Source organism: Bradyrhizobium sp. AUGA SZCCT0182, from assembly GCF_018130185.1.
Taxonomy (GTDB): Bacteria; Pseudomonadota; Alphaproteobacteria; order Rhizobiales; family Xanthobacteraceae; genus Bradyrhizobium.
On record NZ_JAFCLY010000002.1, the window covers coordinates 38,580 to 60,092 of the forward strand.

General features: G+C 63.5%; 18 protein-coding genes and 1 pseudogene. 11 read left to right on the forward strand and 8 right to left on the reverse strand.

Annotated features, from left to right (window positions below; genetic code table 11):
- The first annotated feature begins 19 nt into the window (after positions 1-19).
- Entirely contained in the window at positions 20-1,522 is a 1,503-nt protein-coding gene (ppx, locus tag JQ611_RS02470; RefSeq protein WP_212413521.1) for an exopolyphosphatase, read from the forward strand.
- Between the two features lie 158 nt (positions 1,523-1,680).
- Here the strand turns inward: ppx and JQ611_RS02475 are convergent, their stop codons facing one another.
- From JQ611_RS02475 to JQ611_RS02485, 3 genes are all read right to left on the reverse strand, one after another.
- Complete coding sequence (locus tag JQ611_RS02475) at positions 1,681-2,520, reverse strand: TerC family protein (RefSeq protein WP_212264780.1); 840 nt, start codon at positions 2,518-2,520, stop codon at positions 1,681-1,683.
- Positions 2,521-2,580: 60 nt separating this feature from the next.
- Entirely contained in the window at positions 2,581-3,003 is a 423-nt protein-coding gene (gene ndk / locus JQ611_RS02480; RefSeq protein ID WP_192740707.1) for a nucleoside-diphosphate kinase, read from the reverse strand.
- 445 nt (positions 3,004-3,448) lie between these two features.
- The gene (locus JQ611_RS02485) at positions 3,449-3,643 is read right to left on the reverse strand and encodes a hypothetical protein (RefSeq protein ID WP_212264781.1); all 195 of its coding nucleotides are present in this window, start codon (positions 3,641-3,643) and stop codon (positions 3,449-3,451) included.
- Between the two features lie 82 nt (positions 3,644-3,725).
- Between JQ611_RS02485 and JQ611_RS02490 the strand changes: the two genes are divergently transcribed.
- Positions 3,726-5,600 carry an ABC-F family ATP-binding cassette domain-containing protein gene (locus JQ611_RS02490; RefSeq protein WP_212264782.1) on the forward strand — a complete coding sequence of 625 codons (1,875 nt, stop codon included), beginning with the start codon at positions 3,726-3,728 and terminating at the stop codon, positions 5,598-5,600.
- Between the two features lie 187 nt (positions 5,601-5,787).
- On the opposite strand, the gene JQ611_RS02495 is transcribed toward JQ611_RS02490, so the two are convergent.
- The 3 genes from JQ611_RS02495 to JQ611_RS02505 all read right to left on the reverse strand — a co-directional run bounded on the left by JQ611_RS02495 (position 5,788) and on the right by JQ611_RS02505 (position 8,409).
- Positions 5,788-6,285 (reverse strand): hypothetical protein, encoded by a 498-nt coding sequence (locus JQ611_RS02495; RefSeq protein WP_212264958.1) that lies wholly within the window; start codon positions 6,283-6,285, stop codon positions 5,788-5,790.
- Between the two features lie 161 nt (positions 6,286-6,446).
- Positions 6,447-6,899: a DNA polymerase III subunit chi gene (locus JQ611_RS02500; RefSeq protein WP_212464423.1), complete on the reverse strand. Its 453-nt coding sequence runs from the start codon at positions 6,897-6,899 to the stop codon at positions 6,447-6,449.
- 10 nt (positions 6,900-6,909) lie between these two features.
- Positions 6,910-8,409 (reverse strand): leucyl aminopeptidase, encoded by a 1,500-nt coding sequence (locus JQ611_RS02505; protein WP_212464424.1) that lies wholly within the window; start codon positions 8,407-8,409, stop codon positions 6,910-6,912.
- Between the two features lie 362 nt (positions 8,410-8,771).
- Here JQ611_RS02505 and lptF point away from each other — a divergent pair, with 362 nt between their 5' ends.
- The 8 genes and pseudogenes from lptF (at position 8,772) to JQ611_RS02545 (ending at position 18,250) form a co-directional block, all read left to right on the forward strand.
- Positions 8,772-9,938 carry an LPS export ABC transporter permease LptF gene (lptF, locus tag JQ611_RS02510; RefSeq protein WP_212264785.1) on the forward strand — a complete coding sequence of 389 codons (1,167 nt, stop codon included), beginning with the start codon at positions 8,772-8,774 and terminating at the stop codon, positions 9,936-9,938.
- Positions 9,935-11,032: an LPS export ABC transporter permease LptG gene (gene lptG, locus JQ611_RS02515; RefSeq protein WP_212264786.1), complete on the forward strand. Its 1,098-nt coding sequence runs from the start codon at positions 9,935-9,937 to the stop codon at positions 11,030-11,032. Before lptF ends, lptG begins: the two co-directional genes overlap by 4 nt.
- A 98-nt stretch (positions 11,033-11,130) precedes the next feature.
- Positions 11,131-13,530: an LPS-assembly protein LptD gene (locus JQ611_RS02520; protein WP_212464636.1), complete on the forward strand. Its 2,400-nt coding sequence runs from the start codon at positions 11,131-11,133 to the stop codon at positions 13,528-13,530.
- Positions 13,531-13,611: 81 nt separating this feature from the next.
- Positions 13,612-14,559: a SurA N-terminal domain-containing protein gene (locus tag JQ611_RS02525; RefSeq protein WP_409363295.1), complete on the forward strand. Its 948-nt coding sequence runs from the start codon at positions 13,612-13,614 to the stop codon at positions 14,557-14,559.
- Between the two features lie 3 nt (positions 14,560-14,562).
- A pseudogene (pdxA, locus tag JQ611_RS02530) lies at positions 14,563-15,558 on the forward strand (4-hydroxythreonine-4-phosphate dehydrogenase PdxA); the annotation flags it as partial.
- Between the two features lie 71 nt (positions 15,559-15,629).
- Complete coding sequence (rsmA, locus tag JQ611_RS02535; protein ID WP_212388562.1) at positions 15,630-16,496, forward strand: 16S rRNA (adenine(1518)-N(6)/adenine(1519)-N(6))-dimethyltransferase RsmA; 867 nt, start codon at positions 15,630-15,632, stop codon at positions 16,494-16,496.
- Positions 16,497-16,508: 12 nt separating this feature from the next.
- Positions 16,509-17,567, forward strand: coding sequence for an alcohol dehydrogenase (locus JQ611_RS02540; RefSeq protein WP_212264789.1), 1,059 nt, complete (start codon positions 16,509-16,511; stop codon positions 17,565-17,567).
- 458 nt (positions 17,568-18,025) lie between these two features.
- Complete coding sequence (locus JQ611_RS02545) at positions 18,026-18,250, forward strand: hypothetical protein (protein ID WP_192740718.1); 225 nt, start codon at positions 18,026-18,028, stop codon at positions 18,248-18,250.
- 189 nt (positions 18,251-18,439) lie between these two features.
- Here the strand turns inward: JQ611_RS02545 and JQ611_RS02550 are convergent, their stop codons facing one another.
- Complete coding sequence (locus tag JQ611_RS02550) at positions 18,440-18,922, reverse strand: Lrp/AsnC family transcriptional regulator (RefSeq protein ID WP_212264790.1); 483 nt, start codon at positions 18,920-18,922, stop codon at positions 18,440-18,442.
- Between the two features lie 112 nt (positions 18,923-19,034).
- Between JQ611_RS02550 and JQ611_RS02555 the strand changes: the two genes are divergently transcribed.
- Positions 19,035-19,574, forward strand: coding sequence for an alpha/beta hydrolase (locus JQ611_RS02555; RefSeq protein ID WP_212264791.1), 540 nt, complete (start codon positions 19,035-19,037; stop codon positions 19,572-19,574).
- A gap of 63 nt (positions 19,575-19,637) precedes the next feature.
- Here JQ611_RS02555 and JQ611_RS02560 read toward each other — a convergent pair whose 3' ends face one another.
- Entirely contained in the window at positions 19,638-21,314 is a 1,677-nt protein-coding gene (locus tag JQ611_RS02560) for a tannase/feruloyl esterase family alpha/beta hydrolase (protein WP_212264792.1), read from the reverse strand.
- Between the last annotated feature and the right edge of the window lie 199 nt (positions 21,315-21,513).

The following is a 21,513-nucleotide window of genomic DNA, read 5'->3' on the forward strand; positions in this document are numbered from 1 at the left end:
GTCATATGGGGGATTGGCGGTGAAGCGGCCGCGCAAGCGCGCAACCAGCGTCGCCGTCATCGATATCGGTTCGAACTCGGTTCGTCTCGTCGTCTATGAAACGATGGCGCGCAGCCTCGTCACGATCTTCAACGAGAAGGCGCTGTGCGGGCTCGGCCGCGAGGTCCAGACCACCGGGCTGCTGGCGACCGACGCCGTCGCCAAGGCATTGACCGCGCTGCGGCGGTTTCGCGCGTTGTGCAAGATCCAGAAGGTCGGCCGCGTCTATGCGATCGCCACGGCGGCCTGCCGCGACGCCTCCAACGGCCCCGATTTCATCGCCAAGGCCGAGCGCATCTGCGGCGCCCCCATTCAAATCCTGTCGGGACCGCGCGAGGCCAAATTGTCGGCGCTCGGCGTCGTGTCCGGCGTGCACAATCCCGACGGCATCGTCGGCGATCTCGGCGGCGGTTCGCTCGAACTGATCGACGTGCACCGCAACCGCGTCCGCAGCGGCGTCACGCTACCGCTCGGCAGCCTGGCGCTGCAGGATCTGTCGGACAAATCGCTGAAACGCGCCGACCGAATCGTCCGGGACGAACTGTCCGACGTCGCCCAGCTCAAGGCCGGCCGCGGCCGCACCTTCTATGCGGTCGGCGGCACCTGGCGCGCGCTGGCGCGCATCCACATCATCCAGAGCGACTACCCGCTGCGGGTGATGCACGGCTATTCGATCCCGGCGGCGGAAGCGCTCGACTTCGCGCAGCGGCTGAGGCGGCTGGCCGCGGCCAACATGCTGGCCAATATCGAGATGATCTCCGACGCGCGGCGGCCGCTGCTGACCTACGCGGCGCTGGTGCTCGAACACATCATTCGCGTTGCCAGGCCCAAGACCATCGTGTTCTCGACCTTCGGCGTGCGCGAGGGGCTGCTGTATGAAAAGCTGCCACCATCCGAGCGCGCCCTCGATGGATTTATCTGCGCCGCGCAAACGCTGAACCAGCTGTTGTCGCGGTCCGCCCGCCATGCCGAAGAACTGGTCTCGTGGACCGATCGTCTGGTCAGGGTCGTCAAGCTGCGCGAAACCGTCGAGGAACGGCGGCTGCGCCACGCCGCATGCCTGCTGTCCGACATCGGCTGGCGGGTGCATCCGGACCATCGCGGCGAGGAGACGCTGAGCCTGATCACCAACGGCAATTTCGGCTCGATCAGCCACCAGGGCCGCGCCTTTGTCGCGCTGTCGGTGTTTTATCGCTACGCCGGTCTCAGCGAGGAAAACGAACCGCCGGCGCGCATTCGCGAGCTGGTGCCTCCGGCGATGGACGAACGCGCCAGAATGCTGGGCGCGGCGTTCCGCGTTGCGCATCTGATCTCGGCGGCGCGAACCGGCGTGCTGCCCGCGACGCATTTCCGCAGCCAGGGCCGCAAGCTGATGCTGGTGTTCGAGCACCGGATGGTCGATCTGGTCGCCGACCGTGTCGGCAGCCGCTTCAAGCAACTGGCGCGGCTGGTCGGACGCTCCGGCTCGATCGTGCGGCGGTAAAGACAGAATTATCCCTGTCTCATTGCACAGCGGCCCCAAGCAGGGATGCGACGGATCGCCGAGAACGCCAAGCTCACATAAAAAACGCCCGGGAGATTCCCGGGCGTTACCGTTTTCGCGATGCGAGCCGTTCGCTACGCAATCCGCTGTCTGAACACCTACGCCGCCTTGGCGGCGTGCTCCGCGGCGTGTTTCTGCTGCGCGCTTTTGCGCCACATCGATCCCACCACCAGCACGATCGCGATGCCGATCAGCCCGCACACCACCTCGGCGCCATGACCGCCATTGGCGAAGTGCAGGCCGGTCCAGCCGAATAGCTTGTCGAGCTGGACGCCGACCGGGCCGTCGGAAAGCGCACGCAGATGCGGAACGACGGCAGGATCGGTGGCCATCACCTCGCCCGCGACCCAGCCGAGCAGGCCTGCACCGGCCCACACCAGAGCCGGCATGCGCGTCAGCAGCGCCATGATCAGCGCCGCACCGGCAACGATCAGGGGAACGCTGATCGCAAGGCCGATCACCAGCAGCGGAATGCTGCCATTGGCGGCCGCCGCAACCGCGATCACGTTGTCGAGGCTCATCACGATGTCGGCGATCGCCACGATCCGCACGGCAGCCCACAGATGCGCCGCCGCGTGCACGTCGCCCTCACCTTCATCTTCGGGCACCAACAGCTTGGCCGCGATGTAGAGCAGCGCCAGTCCGCCGACCAGCTTGAGGAACGGTAGCGCCATCAGCGACACGACGATGCCGGTGAAGATGATGCGCAGCCCAACGGCGACGCCGGCGCCGAGGATCATGCCCCAGAACCGCTGGCGCGGCGGCAGCCCGCGGCACGCCATCGCGATGACGAGCGCATTGTCGCCCGACAGCAGGATGTTGATCCACATGATCTTGCCGAGCGCGACCCAGAAGGCGGGCTGCTGCATCTCGGCCTGGAACTGCGTGAAGAAAGTCGAGATCGTCGCCGGATCGAAAATTTGCAGCACCCAGTTCACAGCATGCTCCCCCCGGCGCTTGGCCGTCCTGGGCGGCGCTCGCGCGCCGCTCGTTTTGAATTAACCGACGATTTCGTTGCCGGAGAAGAACTGCGCGATTTCAATCGCGGCCGTCTCCGTCGCGTCCGAACCATGCACCGAATTCTCGCCGATCGACTTGGCGTGAACCTTGCGGATCGTGCCCTCGGCCGCCTTCGACGGATCGGTGGCGCCCATCACGTCGCGATATTTCAGCACCGCACCCTCGCCCTGCAACACCTGCACCACGACCGGGCCCGACGTCATGAAGTCGACCAGTTCGCCGAAGAACGGACGCGCCTTGTGGACCGCGTAAAAGGTTTCAGCCTGGTCGCGCGTCATGCGAATGCGCTTCTGGGCCACGATCCGAAGACCCGCCTTCTCGATCAACGCGTTGACGGCGCCAGTCAGATTGCGCTCGGTCGCGTCGGGTTTGATGATCGAGAAAGTGCGTTCCATCGCCATAGTTACGTCCTTACAAACACTGATTGGGAGTTGGGGGCTTATATCGGCGCAGTCCTGCGACGGCAAGCGACCCAATGCCGCGCTATCGCGCAGTTTTGACGCGTTTTCGCTGGCCAGCCCCCTGCCCGCCCCCGGATCGGGCGTCTTGCGGGCCGATCCGAAGCGAGCTCACGGATGGCGCGTTTTCCGCGCCGAAACCTCGCGGAGACGATCACGCTTCGCGATCGGATGATCGCGTTTCGCAATCGATCGCATTGCATTGCCGGGGCTTCGCTGGGAGTAGGCCCGCATCCGCTTCGGCGGGCCCGCTATGGCCCCCGGCCATTCAGGGAACCAGTGGGACTGCGCTTTTTCGGCTCGTTTCAGATGCATGCATAGGAGTTCTGCAACCGGAAACAAATCGCAGCCTCGTGACTTGATCCTGCAGCAACTTACTCAGATTTACTCAAAAGCGACGCTGGAACTCGCCATGGATAGCCGAATCAATCCCGTTTTCGAGCAGATCGATCACCGGACTTCGCAATCGATCTGCGATGCCGTCGGCGAACGCTTGCAGCAGTATATGCGTCCGGAAACCGAACTCTCGCCCCGATTGCAGCAATTGATCAATGAGCTCCGCCGGCGCGAGAACGAGCGGCATTAACCTGTATCGGGAGGCTCAGGAGAGCCTGTTCGTCAGATAAATCGGTTGCGTTTGGCGGCGGGTCCGGTGACAAGGCCGCATGCTTTCAATCACAGATATCTCGATCCGGATTGCCGGACGGCTTTTGATCGAGGACAGCTCGGTACAGATCGTGCCCGGCGCGCGCGTCGGCTTTGTCGGCCGCAACGGCGTCGGGAAATCAACGCTGTTTCACGCGATTCGCGGTGATCTGCCGACCGAATCCGGTAGCATCTCGATACCTCCGCGCTGGCGCATCGGCAGCCTTGCGCAGGAAGCACCCGACGGGCCGGAAAGCCTCATCAACGTCGTGCTGAAGGCCGACCTGGAGCGCGACGCGTTGTTGCAGGAAGCCGAGATTGCCGACGATCCGCACCGGATCGCCGAGATCCAGACCAGGCTGGTCGATATCGATGCGCATTCGGCGCCTGCCCGCGCCGCGGCGATCCTCTCGGGCCTCGGCTTCTCGACCGCGGATCAGGCCCGCCCCTGTTCGGAATTCTCCGGCGGCTGGCGCATGCGCGTCGCACTCGCCGCGACGTTGTTCGCGGCGCCCGATTTGCTGCTGCTGGACGAGCCCACCAACTATCTCGACCTCGAAGGCACGCTCTGGCTGGAAGACCATCTGGCGAATTATCCGCGCACGGTGATCGTGATCAGCCATGATCGCGATCTGCTCGACACGTCGGTCGACCAGATCCTGCATCTCGATCGCGGCAAGCTGACGCTTTACAAGGGCACCTATTCGTCGTTCGAGGAGCAGCGCGCCACGCGCGAGATGCTCGACGCCAAGCACGCCAAGCGGCAGATGGACGAGCGCAAGCGGCTGCAGGCGTTCGTCGACCGTTTCAAGGCGAAAGCATCCAAGGCGCGCCAGGCCCAGTCGCGCGTGAAAATGCTGGAGCGGATGAAGCCGGTCACGGCGCTGGTGACGCAGGACGTGCGCGAGATTTCATTCCCGACGCCTGAAAAGATGCTGTCGCCGCCGATCATCGCGGTCGATGACGTCTCGGTCGGCTACGATCCCAAAAAGCCCGTGCTCAACCGCGTCACGCTGCGGATCGACACCGAAGATCGCATCGCGCTCTTGGGATCGAACGGCAACGGCAAATCGACACTTGTAAAACTGCTCGCGAACAAGCTGCCGCCGTTCTCGGGGCGGATCACGCGTGCGGAAAAACTGTCGGTCGGCTATTTCGCGCAGCATCAGGTCGACGAACTCAACCTCGATGGCTCGCCCTACGACCATGTCCGCAAGCTGATGCCCGAGACGCCCGAGAGCAAGGTGCGCGCGCGGGTCGGCGCCATCGGATTTTCCGGCAAGGCCGGCGACACCCTGGTGAAGAGCCTGTCGGGCGGCGAGAAGGCGCGGCTGCTGCTCGGCCTCGCGACGTTCTACGGCCCCAACATGATCATCCTGGACGAGCCGACCAACCATCTGGACATCGACAGCCGCGCCGCCCTGGCCGAAGCCATCAATGAATTTCCCGGCGCCGTCATCATGGTCTCGCATGACCGCTATCTGATCGAAGCCTGCGCCGATCAATTGTGGGTGGTCGCCAACCAGACGGTGACGACCTATGACGGCGATCTCGACGATTATCGGCGGATGGTGCTGTCGATCCGCGACGTCAGACCCGCTTCGCGCGACCGTGGCAATGAGCGCGCAAGGGAAAACGCAAAACCCGAGCGCGGCAAAAGCGAAAAGCGCACGCCGCTGCGGCAGAAAATCGCCGAGGCCGAGGCCGAGATCGCGCGCATCAACGGCATCATCGCCAAGATCGATACCGCGCTCGCGCTGCCGGATCTGTTCACGCGCGATCCGAAGCAGGCCGCCCAGCTCAGCAAGGCCCGCGCCGGTGCAGCCAGCGCGCTACAGCGCGCTGAGGAAGACTGGCTGGAGGCGAGTTCGCAATATGACGAGGCGACGGGTTAGCCAAGCCTATTGCTACGCGATTGGTGCGTAGTGCGCAGGATGGGCAAAGCCAACGGGTCGCGCGAACGCGCGCCCGATGACAGGCTCCGCGTCCCCACCATCAAGATCGCAAAAATGGAAGGCGGTGGGCGCGGCGCTGATGCGCCTTTGCCCACCCTACGGCTTCATGATGCCCTGAGGCAGATGACTACGTCGCTGCCGGCTTTCGCTTCGGCTTGGCGCCCCTCGGCTGTTGCACCGGCTCGGGCCCGCGCTCGATCGACGACAGACGTCCGGCGGTGAAGGTGTAGATGCCGGCGCGCTGGCCGCGCGAATAGGTAACGATAGCAACGCGATCGCCGCGGCCGTTATTGGAGAAGTTGACGTTGTCGGGCGCGCCGATGCCGCGCACCACGTCGCATTCGGTATGGCCAAGTGCGACGGTACCGCTCGTCGAGGGCGGCGGATTGCTACCCGCCTGCGCATTGGCGTCGGCCGCACCGGGCGGCGGCGCCATTCCCGGACAGGCGCCGTCGGCGGAGACAAGATCTTCCGCCGTGACCGGCTTGTCTGGCGTGAGCGGCGGCGTCTCGATCGAAATGTTTTTGATGAAGATGCGGCTGGGACGCGAAAACCAATCTGCATCCTTCGAAAGCAGGTCGGGCGCGCCGCTGCAGCCCGCGATCACGGGACCGAGCAGAAGCAACGCCAGCAATGGCTTTCGATTGAACGTTCCGTCTCGCACGCTGGACCCAGGCTCCCACCCCTAATGTAACTACTTGTCCCAACATCACTTTGCGGCACGACCATGGCTACCCACAAGCCCGCCGGAAGAAACTTCAAATTATCATTAATTGTCTTATGTCGCTATTGTCGGCGCTGCCAGCGGCCCCGCTCGTCGGCCTGCCAATAGGTCACCTCGAAGCCGCGGGCCTTGCAATCGGTCCAAACGCCACGCGCCGCGGTCAGCGCGTCGGAATCGTCGCCGTTGAACACCAGCACCAGGCGCTCGTAGCTGTCGGAATCGGCGGGCAACGTGGCATTGTCGATCAGGAACCTGACATTGGCGCGATTCGGATTGCCCTCCTCAGTCGAAAGGATGATGGGCTGATCCGGCGCATCCGCGGCGCGCCAGGTGGCGTGCGGCAGGAACGAATCATCACTGTAGGTCCACAGATGCGCATCGAGCGCATCGGTGCGTTCCTGCGAGGTCGATTGCACGACCACGCGCCAGCCGCGCTCCAGCGACTTTTCCAGGAGCGGCGGCAGGACGCTTTCGAGCGACACGTTCTGCAGATGGTAGAACAGGACTTCCGTCATCCGGCCTCTACTATTTCTTTGCTTCGTAGTATTCCGAGACCAGCCGGTCGAGCAGACGGACGCCGTAGCCGGAACCCCAGCTGTGATTGATCTCGGTTTTCGGCGCGCCCATCGCTGTTCCCGCGATGTCGAGATGCGCCCACGGCGTATCGTCGACGAAACGCTGCAGGAACTGGGCGGCGGTGATCGAGCCGCCGTACCGTGCACCGGCATTCTTCATGTCGGCAAACTGCGAATCCATCAGCTTGTCGTATTCCGGACCGAGCGGCAGACGCCAGACTTTCTCACCGGTCTCAAAGCCGGCCTTGCTCAGCCGTTCCGACAACTCGTCATTGTTGGAGAACAAGCCGGCATGTTCGGTGCCGAGCGCGACCATGATCGCGCCGGTCAGCGTGGCCAGGTCGACCATGAATTTCGGCTTGAACTTCTTGTTGACGTGCCAGAGCACGTCGGCCAGCACGAGCCGGCCTTCGGCATCGGTGTTGATGATTTCGATGGTCTGCCCCGACATCGAGGTCACGATGTCGCCGGGACGCTGGGCATTGCCGTCAGGCATGTTCTCGACGAGGCCGATGGCGCCGACGACGTTGACCTTGGCCTTGCGCGCCGCCAGCGCATGCATCAGGCCGACGACGCAGGCAGCTCCCCCCATGTCGCCTTTCATGTCTTCCATGCTGGCGGCGCCCTTGATGGAAATGCCGCCGGTGTCGAAGCAGACGCCCTTGCCGATGAAGGCAACCGGCTGCGCGCCCTTCTTGCCGCCGTTCCAGCGCATGATCACGGTGCGGCTGGGCTGGGTCGAGCCCTGGCCGACGCCGAGCAGCGCACCCATGCCGAGCTTGGTCATCGCCTTGACGTCGAGCACCTCGACATTGACGCCGACCTTCTTGAGCTGACTGGCGCGGCGAGCGAACTCGATCGGGAAAAGCACGTTCGGCGGCTCGTTGACGAGCTCGCGCGCGATGATCACGCCGTCGACGACGTGCGATTCCGGCGCGAAGGCCTTGCGAGCGGCGGCAACGTCAGCCACCGCAATCGAAACATCTGATCGCAAGGCGCCGTTTTCGTCCTTTTTCTTGGTTTTGTAGCGGTCGAATTTATAGGCGCGCAGCCGGACGCCCGCCGCGATGGCGGCGGCCTGATCAGGCTGCATCGCGCCATCGGGCAGTTCGGCGATGATGGTGACGGCGTCGCTGGCGGCATTGAGCTTGCCAGCGGTGACGCCGCCGAATTTGAGAAAATCCTTCTCCTTCAACGCCGACAGTTTGCCGAGACCGACGACGATCAGCCGCGGCGCCTTGATTCCCTCCGGCGCCAGGATGTCCAGCGCCGCGCCGCTTTTGCCCTTGAACTGGTTGGCCGCCGCCGCCCGCTTGACGGTGTCGGCCGCTGATCCCAGCGCCTTGCGGGTCGCCGCGCCGAACTTCAGCGCATCGTCGCAAAACACCACCAGAATGCCGCGGGACGCCGCGGAAAACGGGACAAAGCCGACCTTGACGGCGTCGGACATAGGCAATTCCTCCAGAATTCAGGGCTGATTGCGGGACCGGAAACGGTCCCAAGGATACGCGGAGCGGTATTCAGAATGAGTCTCTTGGTGGCGGTCCCGATCTGCCGGGACCTTGATTTGCCACACTATGGCCTGTCAGCCGCGGCGCTGCCAAGCGCCTGCGTGGCCCCAAGGCCACAGGGGCCGAATAATTAACCATATCCTAAGGGTGCCACGGCCCGGCCATTTTGTTGACGGATCAAAGGGATGGTAGAGAGAGTGGAGACGGCTGAAAGGCTGGCGGCGCGACCTTGGGGATCCCGGTTTCGGGATTGGTCGCAAGCCGCTCTTTTGGCACGCTAGGTGGGATCGTGCGGTAAACGATGGGGTCTATCGACAAGTATATCTTCCGCACGACGCTTGCGTCGTTTGCGCTGGTCCTGGTCAGCCTGACGGGCGTGATCTGGATTACGCAGGCGTTGCGCGGCATCGACCTGATGACGAGCCAGGGTCAGACCATCATCACCTTCCTCGGCATCACCAGCCTGGTGATTCCCGCGCTGGTTCTGATCATCGCGCCGATCGCGCTGATGATCGCGGTCTCGCACACGCTGAACAAGCTCGCCACCGATTCCGAGATCATCGTGATGAACGCCGCCGGCTTCTCGCCTTTCCGGCTGTTCCGTCCCTTCTTCTACGCCACCTGCGTGGTGGCGCTGATGGTCGCCTTCATCGGCGCCTTTCTCGCTCCCGACGGCATGCGCCGGATCAAGCAATGGGACGCCGAGATCACCGCCGACGTGCTGACCAACATCCTGCAGCCCGGTCGCTTCGCCCAGCTCGACCAGAACCTGACGATTCGCATCCGCGAACGCCTGCCGGGCGGCGTGCTCGCCGGCATCTTCGTCGACGATCGCCGCGATCCGAAAGAGCGCGTCACCATCATCGCCGATCACGGCACGGTGCTGAAGAACGAGAACGGCTCGTACCTGGTGCTGGAAGACGGCAATCTCGAACGCTTCGAGGCGGGAAAACGCGACCCCGCGCTGGTGGCGTTCGGCCGCTACGCATTCGACATGTCGAAATTCTCCAATCAGCGCGACGCGGTGCTGGGGATTCGCGAACGCTACATCTGGGAACTGGTTTCGCCCGATGAAAACGATCCGGCGTTCAAGAAACTGGGCGGGCAATTTTACGCCGAATTGCACGACCGCTTGATGGCGCCGGTGTATCCGTTCGCGTTCGCGGTCCTGACGTTCGCGTTTCTGGGCACGCCGCGCACCACGCGGCAGAGCCGCAACTTTTCGATCGGCGGTTCGATTATCGCGGTGTTCGGCCTGCGCATGGCCGGATTCGCCTGCTCCGTCATGGCGGTGAAAAATCCCGCCGCCGCGCTGGTCCAGTACGCGATGCTGTTCGCATCGATCGGCGTCGGCTTGTGGATGATTGTCGGCGGCGTGGTGGTGGAACCGCCGGCCGCACTGATCGAGGCGATCAACAAATCGAATGCGCGCCTCGCGCGGCTCTTTGGACGGCCGGCCACAGCATGAGCATGTTGACCAATACGCTCGGGCGATACTTCGCCGGCCGCTTCCTGGTCGCGGCGGTGGGCGTGTTTGCGAGCATCTTCGTGCTGCTGGTGCTGGTCGACTACATCGAAATGGTGCGCAAGACCTCGGGGCTGGCGTCGGCGTCGGCGATCACGGTCGCGCAGACGTCGCTGTACCGCGTTCCGCAGCTGCTCGAAAAGCTGATGCCGTTCTGCGTCCTGATCGGCGCGATGACCTGCTACCTCGCGCTGTCGCGGCGGCTCGAACTCGTGGTGGCGCGCGCCGCCGGCGTATCGGCGTGGCAGTTCATCTCGCCGGCGCTGGCCAGCGCGATCATCCTCGGCACCATCGCCACGGTGGCCTACAACCCGATGTCGGCCAACCTGCGCGAACTTTCCAAGCGGATGGAGGCCGAACTGTTCGGCTCGGCACCCGGCGGCGGCATCCAGGACGCGTCCGGATTCTGGCTCAACCAGATCAACAGCGAGGGCCAGACCATCATCAACGCCGCCCGCAGCGAGCGCCAGGGCGTGCGGCTGACCGGTCTCACGGTGTTCCGGTTTGATACAAACCTGCAGTTCAAGGAACGAATCGAGGCCCGCGAGGCGTCGCTGGAAGAAGGCCGCTGGGCGTTCAAATCGGTGCGCCGATACTCCCTCGACAAGCCGCCGATCGAACAGGAAAACCTGTACATCACAACCACCCTGACGCCGGCCCAGATTCGCAACAGTTTCTCGACCCCGGAAACTGTGTCTTTTTGGCAACTCCCCGGCTATATCCGATCTTCGGAGAGCTCGGGATTTGCGACCGCCGGCTACCGTTTGCAGTATCACAAGCTCATCGCACAGCCGTTTTTGCTGGCTGCAATGGTGATGTTGGCGGCGTCGGTCAGCCTTCGCTTCTTCCGGATGGGCGGCGTGCAAAAGATGGTTTTGAGTGGCGTGGGTGCGGGCTTTCTGCTCTACGTTCTGTCGAAAGTAACTGAGGATTTGAGCAAGGCTGAGTTGATGCATCCCATCGCTGCGGCGTGGTTGCCCGTATGCGTGGGCGGCCTCACCGGTTTTTTGGCCTTGCTGTACCAGGAGGACGGGTAGTGGCCGTTGTCGCCGCCCGCCAGTTGAGGTCGCCTGCGTTCAGGCGGCGCAGCCTGCTGCGCCGCTATCGGAGCCGCTTGGCCGCCGTTGGCGTCCCGATGATCGCCCTGCTCGCCGGCTTTGCGCTCGCAGGCATGATCGGGCTTGCCTGGACGGCACCCGCCTCGGCGCAGGGCTTCACTTACAATCCGCGGCCGCCCAAACCGCCGCCCCGGCCCGTCAACAACAACGGGCAAATGCTCGTGCAGGCCGTCGAGGTCGACTACGACTACAATAACCAGCGCGTGTCGGCGGTCGGCAACGTGCAGATGTTCTACAACGGCACCAGCGTCGAGGCCGACAAGGTCATCTACGACCAGAAGACCAAGCGCCTTCACGCCGAGGGCAACATCCGCCTGACGGATGCCGAAGGCAAAGTCACCTACGCCAACATCATGGATCTGAGCGACGACTACCGTGACGGTTTCGTCGATTCGCTGCGCGTCGACACCGAGGATGCGACGCGGATGGCGGCAACCCGTGCCGACCGGACCAGCGGCAATTACACCGTGTTCGAAAACGGCGTGTATACCGCCTGCGCGCCCTGCAAGGACGATCCGAAGAAGCCGCCTTTGTGGCAGGTCAAGGGTGCGCGCATCATCCACGACCAGACCGAGAAGATGCTGTATTTCGAGAACGCCCAGCTCGAATTCTTCGGTGTGCCGATGGCGTATCTGCCGTATTTTTCGACGCCCGATCCCACCGTGAAGCGCAAGACCGGCTTCCTGATGCCGTTCCTCAGCTCGTACACGCCTTACGGCTACGGCGTGGAAACGCCGTTCTATTGGGCGATTGCGCCGGACTACGACGCGACCTTCAATCCGCGTATCACGACCCGGCAAGGCGTGCTGTTTCAGGGCGAATTCCGCCAACGCCTGATCAACGGCTCGTACCAGATCCGCGCCTATGGCATTAACCAGCTTGAGCCCAGCGCCTTCGCCGGCCAGCCCGGCGACCGCAACTTCCGCGGCGGCGTCGAAACCAGGGGCCAGTTCGCCATCAATGACAAATGGACCTGGGGTTGGGACGGCGTGCTGCTGTCCGACTACTTCTTCATGTCCGACTACCGGCTGGCCCAGTACAGGGATACGCTGGGATCGTTCCTGAGCCTGCCGACCGAAGCGATCTCGCAGCTCTATCTGACCGGCGTCGGCAATCGCAGCTTCTTCGACGCGCGCACGATCTACTACCTCAGCTTCTCCGGCAGCCAGGAGAAGGTTCCGGTCATCCATCCGGTGGTCGACTATTCCAACGTGATCAACAGTCCGATCTTCGGCGGTGAGGTCAGCTACAAGACCAACTTCACCAGCCTGTCGCGCTCGACCGCGGCGTTCGACCCGATCACGACGATGGCAAACACCAACGCGCTCTGCACCACCGCGTCCGCCGATCCGCTTGCGCGGGTACCCACGCAGTGTCTGCTGCGCGGCATCCCCGGCACCTACACAAGGTTCACCGCGGAAGCGCAATGGCGGCGGTCGTACACCGACCCTTACGGTCAAATCTGGACGCCGTTCGCGATCGCCCGCGTCGACGCCGTCGATGCCTCGATTTCGAATCAGCCGGGCGTCTCGAATTTCCTGCCTGTCGGCGATACCACCGCGCTGCGCGTGATGCCGACCGTCGGCCTCGAATATCGCTATCCCTTCATCAACGTTCAGCCCTGGGGCACCACCACGATCGAGCCGATCGCGCAGGTCATCATCCGCCCCAACGAGACCTATGCCGGCAGGCTGCCCAACGAAGACGCGCAGAGCATGGTGTTCGACGCCAGCAATTTGTTCGCGATCGACAAATTCTCGGGCTACGACCGCATCGAAGGCGGCGGCCGCGCCAATGTCGGCGTGCAGGCGACCACGCAATTCGACCGCGGCGGCAGCGTCAATGTGCTGTTCGGACAATCCTATCAGCTGTTCGGCATGAACTCGTTCGCGGTCGCCGACCTGACCAATACCGGTGTCGATTCCGGCCTGCAGAACACGCGCTCCGACTATGTCGCCCGCGTCAACTATTCGCCCAACCGGACCTATACGTTCAGCGTGCGCTCGCGCATGGACGAAGCAACGCTCAACCTCAATCGTTTCGAGGCCGAGGGCCGCGCCTCATTCGACCGCTGGTCGGTCAGCCTGCTGTACGGCAATTATGCGGCGCAGCCAGCCCTTGGATACCTGACCCGGCGCGAGGGCCTGCTCGGCAGCGCATCGGTCAAGCTGGCGACGAACTGGGTGGTGTCGGGTTCCGCGCGGTGGGATCTTGAAGCCAACAAGCTCAATCAGTACATCATCGGCGCAGGCTATGTGGACGACTGCTTCGTGCTCGCTGCCAATTATGTGACGTCCTATACCTATTCCGCCGGCACCACGCCGCCGGTCCTCAGTCACGGGTTCATGCTTCAGATCGGCCTGCGGACCATTGCCAATTCGTCCACGTCGGCCTCCGGCGCCGGCGGCATTCAGTAGCGTGGGCGAAGCCTTGAACGTGGGAAGCCTTGCCGAACAGTTCCCGGCGTATTGCGGATCGAATTGGTTGATGCGCCTGACATGAGCATGACGACCATCAAGCCTCGACATCATCGCCTTCGGTCCCGGATCGCAGGCTGCTCGGTTGCGCTGGCCATGCTCACCAGCAGCGGCACTCACCTGCACGCGCAATCGATCGCCTGTATGGTCACCGGCGAACCCATCACCAATCTCGATATCGAGCAGCGCACCAAGCTGAACTTCCTGACGACCCGCAAGCAGATGCCCCGCCAGGAAGTGATCGACCAGCTGATCGACGAAAAGGTGAAGATCCGGGAAGCCAAGAAGTATGGCGTCGACCCCACGGGCAGCGATGTCGATCAGTCCTACGCCCAGATGGGTTCGCGGATGCGGCTCTCGACCGAGCAGCTGACAAAATCACTTGAAAGCCAGGGCATCCGGCCGGAGACCCTGAAGGCCCGCCTCAAGGCCGAGATGGTTTGGACCAGCCTGGTGCGCGGCCGGTACAAGGAGAGCCTCCAGGTCGGCGAGAAGGAGGTCAACGCCGCCGCCCAGGAAGGCGGCGAGGCAACGAAGGTCGAAGCCTTCGAATACAAGATGCAGCCGATCGTGCTGCTGGTGCCGCGGGGTGCTCCGCCGGGCGCGATCGAAGCGCGGAAAAAGGAAGCGGAAGTGCTGCGCGAGCGCGTCCAGAGCTGCGAGGCGGCCAACTCCTACTTCAAGTCGATGCAGAACGGCACGATCCGCGACTCCGTCACGAAAACATCGGCTGAGCTTGCTCCCCCGTTGCGCGAGATGCTCGACAAGACTCCGATCGGCCACCTGACCCCGCCCGAGATCACCAAACAGGGCGTGGAAATGGTTGCCCTGTGCAGCAGGAAGTCGACCACCGTCGATTCGCCGAAGAAGCGGGAAATCCGCGAAAAGATGTATACCGAGAAGTACGAGGCGAAGCAGAAAGCCTATCTGGCCGAGATCCGCAAAGCCGCAATGATCGAATGTCGTTGATGCATGGCAAAGCCCCTCGCGCTGACATCCGGCGAGCCTGCGGGCATCGGTCCCGACATCGCCATCGCGGCGTGGCTCCGGCGTAACGAACTGGGCCTCCCGCCGTTCTATCTGCTCGGCGATCGCAACTGCTTCGCCGAGCGGGCAAAGATTCTCGGATTGAAAATCGAACTCGCGGAAACCAGTCCGGAGGATGCGGCCGCCGTTTTTGCCAGCGCATTGCCTGTCGTGGCGACGGGCGAAGCCGCAACCGCGCCGCCGGGCCAGCCGGATACCACCAGCGCAAGCGCCGCACTCGCTTCCATCCGTCAGGCCGTCGACCATGTCCGAGCCGGACGGGCCAGCGCTGTGGTCACCAACCCGATCGCCAAGAGCGTGCTGTACCGCGCCGGCTTCCGTCATCCCGGTCATACCGAATTTCTCGCCGAGCTTGCCGCCAATGGCGGGGCGGCGCCGCAGCCGGTGATGATGCTGTGGTCGCCGGCGCTCGCGGTGGTGCCGGTGACGATCCATCTATCGGTGCGCGACGCGCTCGCGCAGCTTTCGACCGATCTGATCGTGACGACGGCCCGCATCGCGGTGGCCGACCTGAAAGCCCGCTTTGGCCTCGCCAGCCCGCGTCTGGCCGTATCAGGCCTCAATCCACATGCCGGCGAAGACGGCTCGCTCGGCATGGAAGATATCGAGGTGGTGGCGCCGGCCGTCGACATCCTGCGGCGCGACGGCATCGAGGTCCGGGGGCCGTTGCCCGCCGACACCATGTTCCACGAAGCCGCGCGAAAAACCTACGACTGCGCGATCTGCATGTATCACGATCAGGCGCTGATCCCGATCAAGACCATCGCGTTCGAGGATGCCGTCAACGTCACGCTGGGATTACCGTTCATCCGCACCTCGCCCGATCACGGCACCGCGTTCGACATCGCCGGCACCGGCCGCGCCAACCCGTCGAGCCTCGTCGCGGCGTTGCGGCTCGCCGCGCGCATGGCGGCGGCCAGAGCGTTTTCCAGCGAAGTGGATACCGGTTCGCGTCAAGAAAACGCGTCAAATCAAAAAAGCTCTAGCCCTGAATGAGCGCGATCGACGATCTGCCGCCGCTGCGCGACGTCATCCGCGAACATTCCCTGTCGGCCCGCAAATCGCTCGGCCAGAATTTTCTGCTCGACCTCAACCTCACGGCACGGATCGCGCGCGCCGCAGGTCCGCTCGAGGGCGCCACCATCATCGAGATCGGCCCCGGCCCCGGCGGGCTGACGCGCGCATTGCTGGCGCTGGGCGCGCGGCGCGTTATCGCGGTCGAGCGCGACGAACGCGCACTGGCGCCGCTCGATTATATCGCCAAGCGCTATCCGGGACGGCTGGAGATCGTGCATGCCGACGCGCAGCATTTCGATCCCCGCCCCCTGCTCGGCGGCGAGCCTGCCAAGATCGTCGCCAACCTGCCCTACAACATCGCCACGCCATTATTGGTGGACTGGCTCTCGATCGAGCCCTGGCCGCCCTGGTACGACATGATGGTGCTGATGTTTCAGCGCGAGGTCGCCGAACGGATCGTCGCGAAAGAAGACGACGAGGCCTATGGACGCCTCGCCGTGCTTGCCAACTGGCGCGCCGAGACCAAGATCCTGTTCGACATATCGCCGGCAGCCTTCGTGCCGCAGCCCAAGGTTACGTCGTCGGTGGTGCGGCTGGTGCCGCGCAGCGCGCCGGAGCCGTGCGACCGCCGCGCGCTCGAGCAGGTGGCGGCTGCAGCCTTCGGCCAGCGCCGGAAAATGCTGCGCCAGAGCCTCAAATCGCTGTCGGTCGATCCGGCCCGGCTGGCCGCCGCGGCCGGCGTCGATGCGACCCGGCGCGCCGAGACGATCCCGGTTTCCGGCTTTGTTGCCATGGCCCGTGAATTGACCAATATACGAAGCACAAAATCAAACGTTCCCTGAGGAGAAAATGCCATGGCGCTGATGCGACGCCAATCGCTGGTCAAATTCGATGCGCCCCTGTGCGAAACCATCGTCGACACGCCCAAACCTCAAGGTAGCGAAGTCCTGGTCCGCATCGAACGTTGCGGACTGTGCCACTCCGACCTGCATATCCAGGACGGCTACGCCGATCTCGGCGGCGGCAAGAAGCTCGATACCACGCGCGGCATGACGCTGCCGTTCACGCTGGGCCATGAGATCGCCGGCGTGGTCGAGGAAGTCGGACCCGATGCGCCGAAAGACCTGATCGGAAAGAAGCAGGCGGTATTCCCCTGGATCGGTTGCGGGCAATGCCGCGACTGCGCGAACGGCGATGAGAATCTCTGCGTCAAGCAGCGCTTCCTCGGCGTTTCCATCGACGGCGGCTTTGCCAGCCACGTGCTGGTGCCCGACGCGAAATATTTGCTGGATTACGATCCGCTGCCGGTCAACCAGGCCGCGACGCTGATGTGCTCCGGCGTCACCGCCTATGGTGCGCTCAAGCGCCTGGTCGATCGTCCGCGGCAGCGCAATCTGCTGCTGATCGGGCTCGGCGGCGTCGGTATGATGGGGCTGTCATTCGCGCAGGCGATGTTCACGCAGAAGATCGCGGTGGCGGACCTAAGCCCGGCTGCGCGCGAGAGCGCCTTGAAGAACGGCGCCGCGGTCGCCTACGACCCGTCGGAGCCCGACGTGGCCAAGCGCATGATCAAGGAGACCGAGGGCGGCTTCGACGCGGTCGTCGATTTCGCCGGCAACGAGAAATCGATGGCCTTTGCGGTTTCGGTGGTGGCGCGCGGCGGCAAGGTCGTGGTGTCCGGCCTGATGGGCGGCAATTTCAGCCTGCCGATGGTGCAGTGGGTCTACAAGCGCATGACCATCGAGGGCTTCATGGTGGGCACGCTGGCCGAGGGCAAGGAATTGATGGCGCTGGCGCGCGCCGGCAAGATCAAGCCGACGCCGATGAAGGAAGAACCGATGGCCGACGTCCAGAAATGGATCGACGAGCTGCGCGCCGGCAAGGTGGTCGGGCGGATCGTGCTGAAGAACTGAGGCGATGCAGGCGCGCAGCGTTGCCATGAATTGCGGCAACAGCGACGCTGTCGCGTCTTCCAAGGCATTACCGATAAGTTAGATACACCGTCACCGTAGTTCCACGGAATCGTTGGCGGTGTTGCTCCTGATCTTTCTTCCTCTATTCAACCAGCCAAAGCGAATCTTGTCCGGTCGTTGAATAACAGGGCTTGGGGTCAAGCAAGGTATCCTAGGCTGCTTGCGCTTGCGATCGCTTGAAGGTGCTGCGCGTTTTTCGAATCGAGATCGATCTTCATAGGTAGCATGCTGCAGCCGAGCGACCCGCGGGTGCCTCGTCGATGTGCACGCGATGATGCGGTCGCGATACCGAAACGCAACAGGCGACCGCAATCAGATGTCGCGCGCGGAATTGTAATGAAGGAACCAAACAGACTCAGGTTAGATTCCATGCAGTTGGAATTTGGCAGGGGGCTCTAATGCCATACTTCAATTTTGATCTCGTCGTCGGCGCTGAGTTTAAAAACCAGGGCGGCATGATCCTCGAGAACACAGATTACGCGATCGATAAAGCTGATAGCCTCGCGAACGAGCTTTGCATCGTTCGCCCCGAGCTGTGTTCGACAGGATGTGCCGTGCGCGTTACTGACGGGGACAGCAACGAGCTCTACCGCACTCCGCTCGAGACTATCGGCCGCGGATGAAATCGTCCGGTCGTGCACGATGAGCGCATGATCTTGCGAATTGCTGCGATGCGTCCATTGAGTGCACTGTCACCGTAATTCTCCAGTGGTGGCGCGCGACGGCAAGATGGTCGGCAGCATTGTTCTGAAGAACTGAAGCGAGCCTGCTCGACAAAATACGGTGCGAAATGACGACTGACGGAGAAGCCGTCACGCGCCGGCGAGCTGGATCAACTTGCGGCCGATCGGTTTGGGTTGCTCGCTGCGCAGGACCAGCGACGTCGTTACAGAGCCGTGTTTGGCAACAGCGTCCACGATCGTTTCAAGCTGTTGCGGAGACGGCACGAAAACCTTGAGAATGAAACAATCCTCTCCGGTTAGTCGCAGCACCTCCATGACGTGAGGCATTTGGGAAAATTGCTTCAGGCAAGCCTGAATATGTTCGTGGGTTGTGCGCACGCGGATGACAGCCATCATTCCCAACCCCAGCGCGGCAGGGTTAATTCGAGCTCCATAGCCGGTAATGACGCCGCGCTCCTCCAGTCGCTTGACCCGTTCGGACGTCGCGGGCTGAGAGAGTCCGATCCTCCGGCCAAGCTCTGACATCGCGATACGTCCATCCTCCTGCATGGCTTCGATGATCGCGATATCTGTGGGATCGAGGGCTACGACGTTGTTTTCTCGGGATGACATGGGGTGAACCTTAAATCCATCGGTGCGCGCGCTTCTTTTCCGATCATTTCCCATTCCTGATCGCAACGGAAGACGTCAACTTTGTCCCCTTACAAGGGATAACGGAGCGGACATGGTTGAGATCATTATTGTGCCGGGGATCGGAGGATCGGGTGAGTTGCACTGGCAAACCCGCTGGGAAGTTGCAAATCCGCAATGGCACCGCCTCCAACCGACGGACTGGAATCAGCCTGAACTCGATGACTGGATCGCGGCGCTAGATCGCGCGGTTGGTGCAGCCTGGCAGGCGCCGCTCCTCGTCGCTCACAGCCTGGGGTGCCTCCTGGTGGCGCATTGGCAGCAAGTTTCAACGGCGCCGGTAGCTGGCGCATTCCTCGTGGCGGTGCCGAACCCGGAAGCTCCGGCCTTCCCCGTCGAGGCCGCCGGTTTTGCCAATCCGCCGCGGACGGAATTCAGATTTCCCTCGCTCATCGTCGCGAGCGCGGACGACCCTTATGGCACGGCCGAATATGCCCGAGAGAGAGCGAACCAGTGGGGAAGCGGTATCGTCGAGGTTGGAGAACTCGGACACATCAACGAGACCAGTGAGCTTGCGGACTGGCCGCAGGGAAAGGCCTTGTTCGCGGCTTTCGCCGCGGGAACAGCGAGCTGACGGCAAGGCAGTCCCGGCTAACGCCAGCACCCCGCCGTCAGATCGGATCGCGTTTCTCCCGCCTCACCGCCCGCAGACGAAGCTTGCGGCATTTTTTGAATCGCCTGACTTGTATTGCGGCCAGGCCGGCCACTGGCACAGCGGCAGTGAGCGATCAACGGTGATCGGCAGCGCCGGCTGCTGTTCGACGACGGTGAGATTTCCCGGAGCACGGCCATGCTCCACCCAATCGACCAGAACCGACAGCATGTCGACGTTTGCCGGTGCGCCGCTTCCGACGTGGTCGACACCGGGCGCGGCATAGAGGCGGGCGAATTCGGCAGTCGCCGCCTCACCCATCCGCTTCTGCACCTGTTCGAAATAACCGATCCCCGCGTAGGGGCTCTGCGCGTAGTCGGCCATGTATTCAAGCATGATGAGTTTGCCGCCCCGGGCCTTGAACGCGCTGAGGTCGGGATTGGTCGAATCCATCAGCGCGGAAACCTCGCGCACCCGCTCGGCAAAATCCTCCACCCGGTATTTGCGGACATCGAAATTCGGATCGCGCGCGAAGATATGCGCGATGCCGCCCGCCCCGTAGACCCAGGCGATGCCGTTGGCAGGCACCGGCGGCAGCGCCGGAGGTGCGGAGCCCAGCCACCACGCGCTCCATCCGCCGGTCGGGCCAAAGGATTTCGTCCCCTCGCCGGAAACGCCCCACCCCGGATATTCGGTGACGCCGTTGGCAAGCGCGAACGGGAATTTATAGGGGGAAAGCAGCGTGCGAATGGCGGTGAGCTGCGCTTCGCTGAGGCACGCGTCGCCGCTCGTGCCGCTGGCGCAGAGCAGTTTCGCCGGATCGAAGCGCGCCTTGCAGCCGACCGCGTCTTCCACCAGCGCATCGGCAACGCCGTCCTGCGCATCGCAGGCGGCGAGCACCGCATCGTGCACGAGCTTGACCTGCGCCGGGCGAATCCACCCCTCCCCCCAGGTCGCAAGGCCGGCGCGGGTGCCGGCGTGCTGCAGGCCGACCCAGTTGATTACGGGAACGCGGGCGAAGATGCCGTCGAAATCGGCAGGATAGCGCTGCGCCATGGTCAGCCCCTCGCGGCCGCCTTCCGAACTGCCGACGAAATACATCCGCTCGGGCTTCGCGCCGTAAGCCCGCTCCATCAGCATGGCGGCAGCGTCGCGCACTTTCTTGTAGGAGGCATGCGCAAAATTGACGAAGGCCTCGTCGTTCGCGGCAAACAGCTGAGGCGGTTCGCCCGGCTTGGTCTCGTGACCGGAGTCAGTGCCGTAGGTCGCAAACCCCCGCGCCAGCGGCGAGGCGCTGTCGAAGGGGGCGGCCGGCGGCAGGCTGAGCCCGGTGATCAACACGCCGTTGAAACCGCCGCCGCCATATTGCACCGAGCGGCCGTTCCATTGCAGCGGCAGATTGAGCTGAAAGCGGATCGGCGGCGCCTTCGGATCGGTCGGATCGATATGACCCAGCACCCGGCAGAATTGCGGGGTCGCGGGACTGATGCGGGCGGCGGGGGTCGGTCCGCCCGGCGCGACGGTCAGCGGCTTCGCCTCGGTGAGCGCGGCCGTATCGACCTTGATCGCGCCGCTGCCTGCACCCGACAATGCGGCGCACGCCGCGACCGGGTCGGCGCCGAGAGGCCGCTCGGCCGCAGCGGCCAGGGCTGGCAGTGCGATGAGACCGCATAGAAATACCGTCGTCGTGATTGGCCGCGATACGGCAAACTTCGTGCTCATGCGATCCTCCTGCGGACCTCTCTTTTGGGTCCTGTCAGACGAAAACTGCCACAAAGCCCGACCGGCGTCACGCCTCGGCCTTGCAGCGACGCGCCACACCACGCTGCGACGCTGTCGAAGCAATAGGCCGCACCGATCGGACATCCGGCCCGCTTTTCGGGGGCCGCGCAGGCTGGTATCCTGTCGCCATATTGCGGGG

Bases quoted from the DNA above. Each gene is read 5' to 3' on its own strand.
- JQ611_RS02555 (WP_212264791.1), top strand. From the start codon at position 19,035: ATGGTTGAGATCATTATTGTGCCGGGGATCGGAGGATCGGGTGAGTTG.
- JQ611_RS02560 (WP_212264792.1), bottom strand. From the start codon at position 21,314: ATGAGCACGAAGTTTGCCGTATCGCGGCCAATCACGACGACGGTATTT.
- JQ611_RS02540 (WP_212264789.1), top strand. From the start codon at position 16,509: ATGGCGCTGATGCGACGCCAATCGCTGGTCAAATTCGATGCGCCCCTG.
- JQ611_RS02525 (WP_409363295.1), top strand. From the start codon at position 13,612: ATGAGCATGACGACCATCAAGCCTCGACATCATCGCCTTCGGTCCCGG.
- JQ611_RS02490 (WP_212264782.1), top strand. From the start codon at position 3,726: ATGCTTTCAATCACAGATATCTCGATCCGGATTGCCGGACGGCTTTTG.
- JQ611_RS02500 (WP_212464423.1), bottom strand. From the start codon at position 6,899: ATGACGGAAGTCCTGTTCTACCATCTGCAGAACGTGTCGCTCGAAAGC.
- JQ611_RS02520 (WP_212464636.1), top strand. From the start codon at position 11,131: ATGATCGCCCTGCTCGCCGGCTTTGCGCTCGCAGGCATGATCGGGCTT.
- ndk (WP_192740707.1), bottom strand. From the start codon at position 3,003: ATGGCGATGGAACGCACTTTCTCGATCATCAAACCCGACGCGACCGAG.
- JQ611_RS02505 (WP_212464424.1), bottom strand. From the start codon at position 8,409: ATGTCCGACGCCGTCAAGGTCGGCTTTGTCCCGTTTTCCGCGGCGTCC.
- lptG (WP_212264786.1), top strand. From the start codon at position 9,935: ATGAGCATGTTGACCAATACGCTCGGGCGATACTTCGCCGGCCGCTTC.
- JQ611_RS02545 (WP_192740718.1), top strand. From the start codon at position 18,026: ATGCCATACTTCAATTTTGATCTCGTCGTCGGCGCTGAGTTTAAAAAC.
- rsmA (WP_212388562.1), top strand. From the start codon at position 15,630: ATGAGCGCGATCGACGATCTGCCGCCGCTGCGCGACGTCATCCGCGAA.
- JQ611_RS02550 (WP_212264790.1), bottom strand. From the start codon at position 18,922: ATGTCATCCCGAGAAAACAACGTCGTAGCCCTCGATCCCACAGATATC.
- JQ611_RS02485 (WP_212264781.1), bottom strand. From the start codon at position 3,643: ATGCCGCTCGTTCTCGCGCCGGCGGAGCTCATTGATCAATTGCTGCAA.
- lptF (WP_212264785.1), top strand. From the start codon at position 8,772: ATGGGGTCTATCGACAAGTATATCTTCCGCACGACGCTTGCGTCGTTT.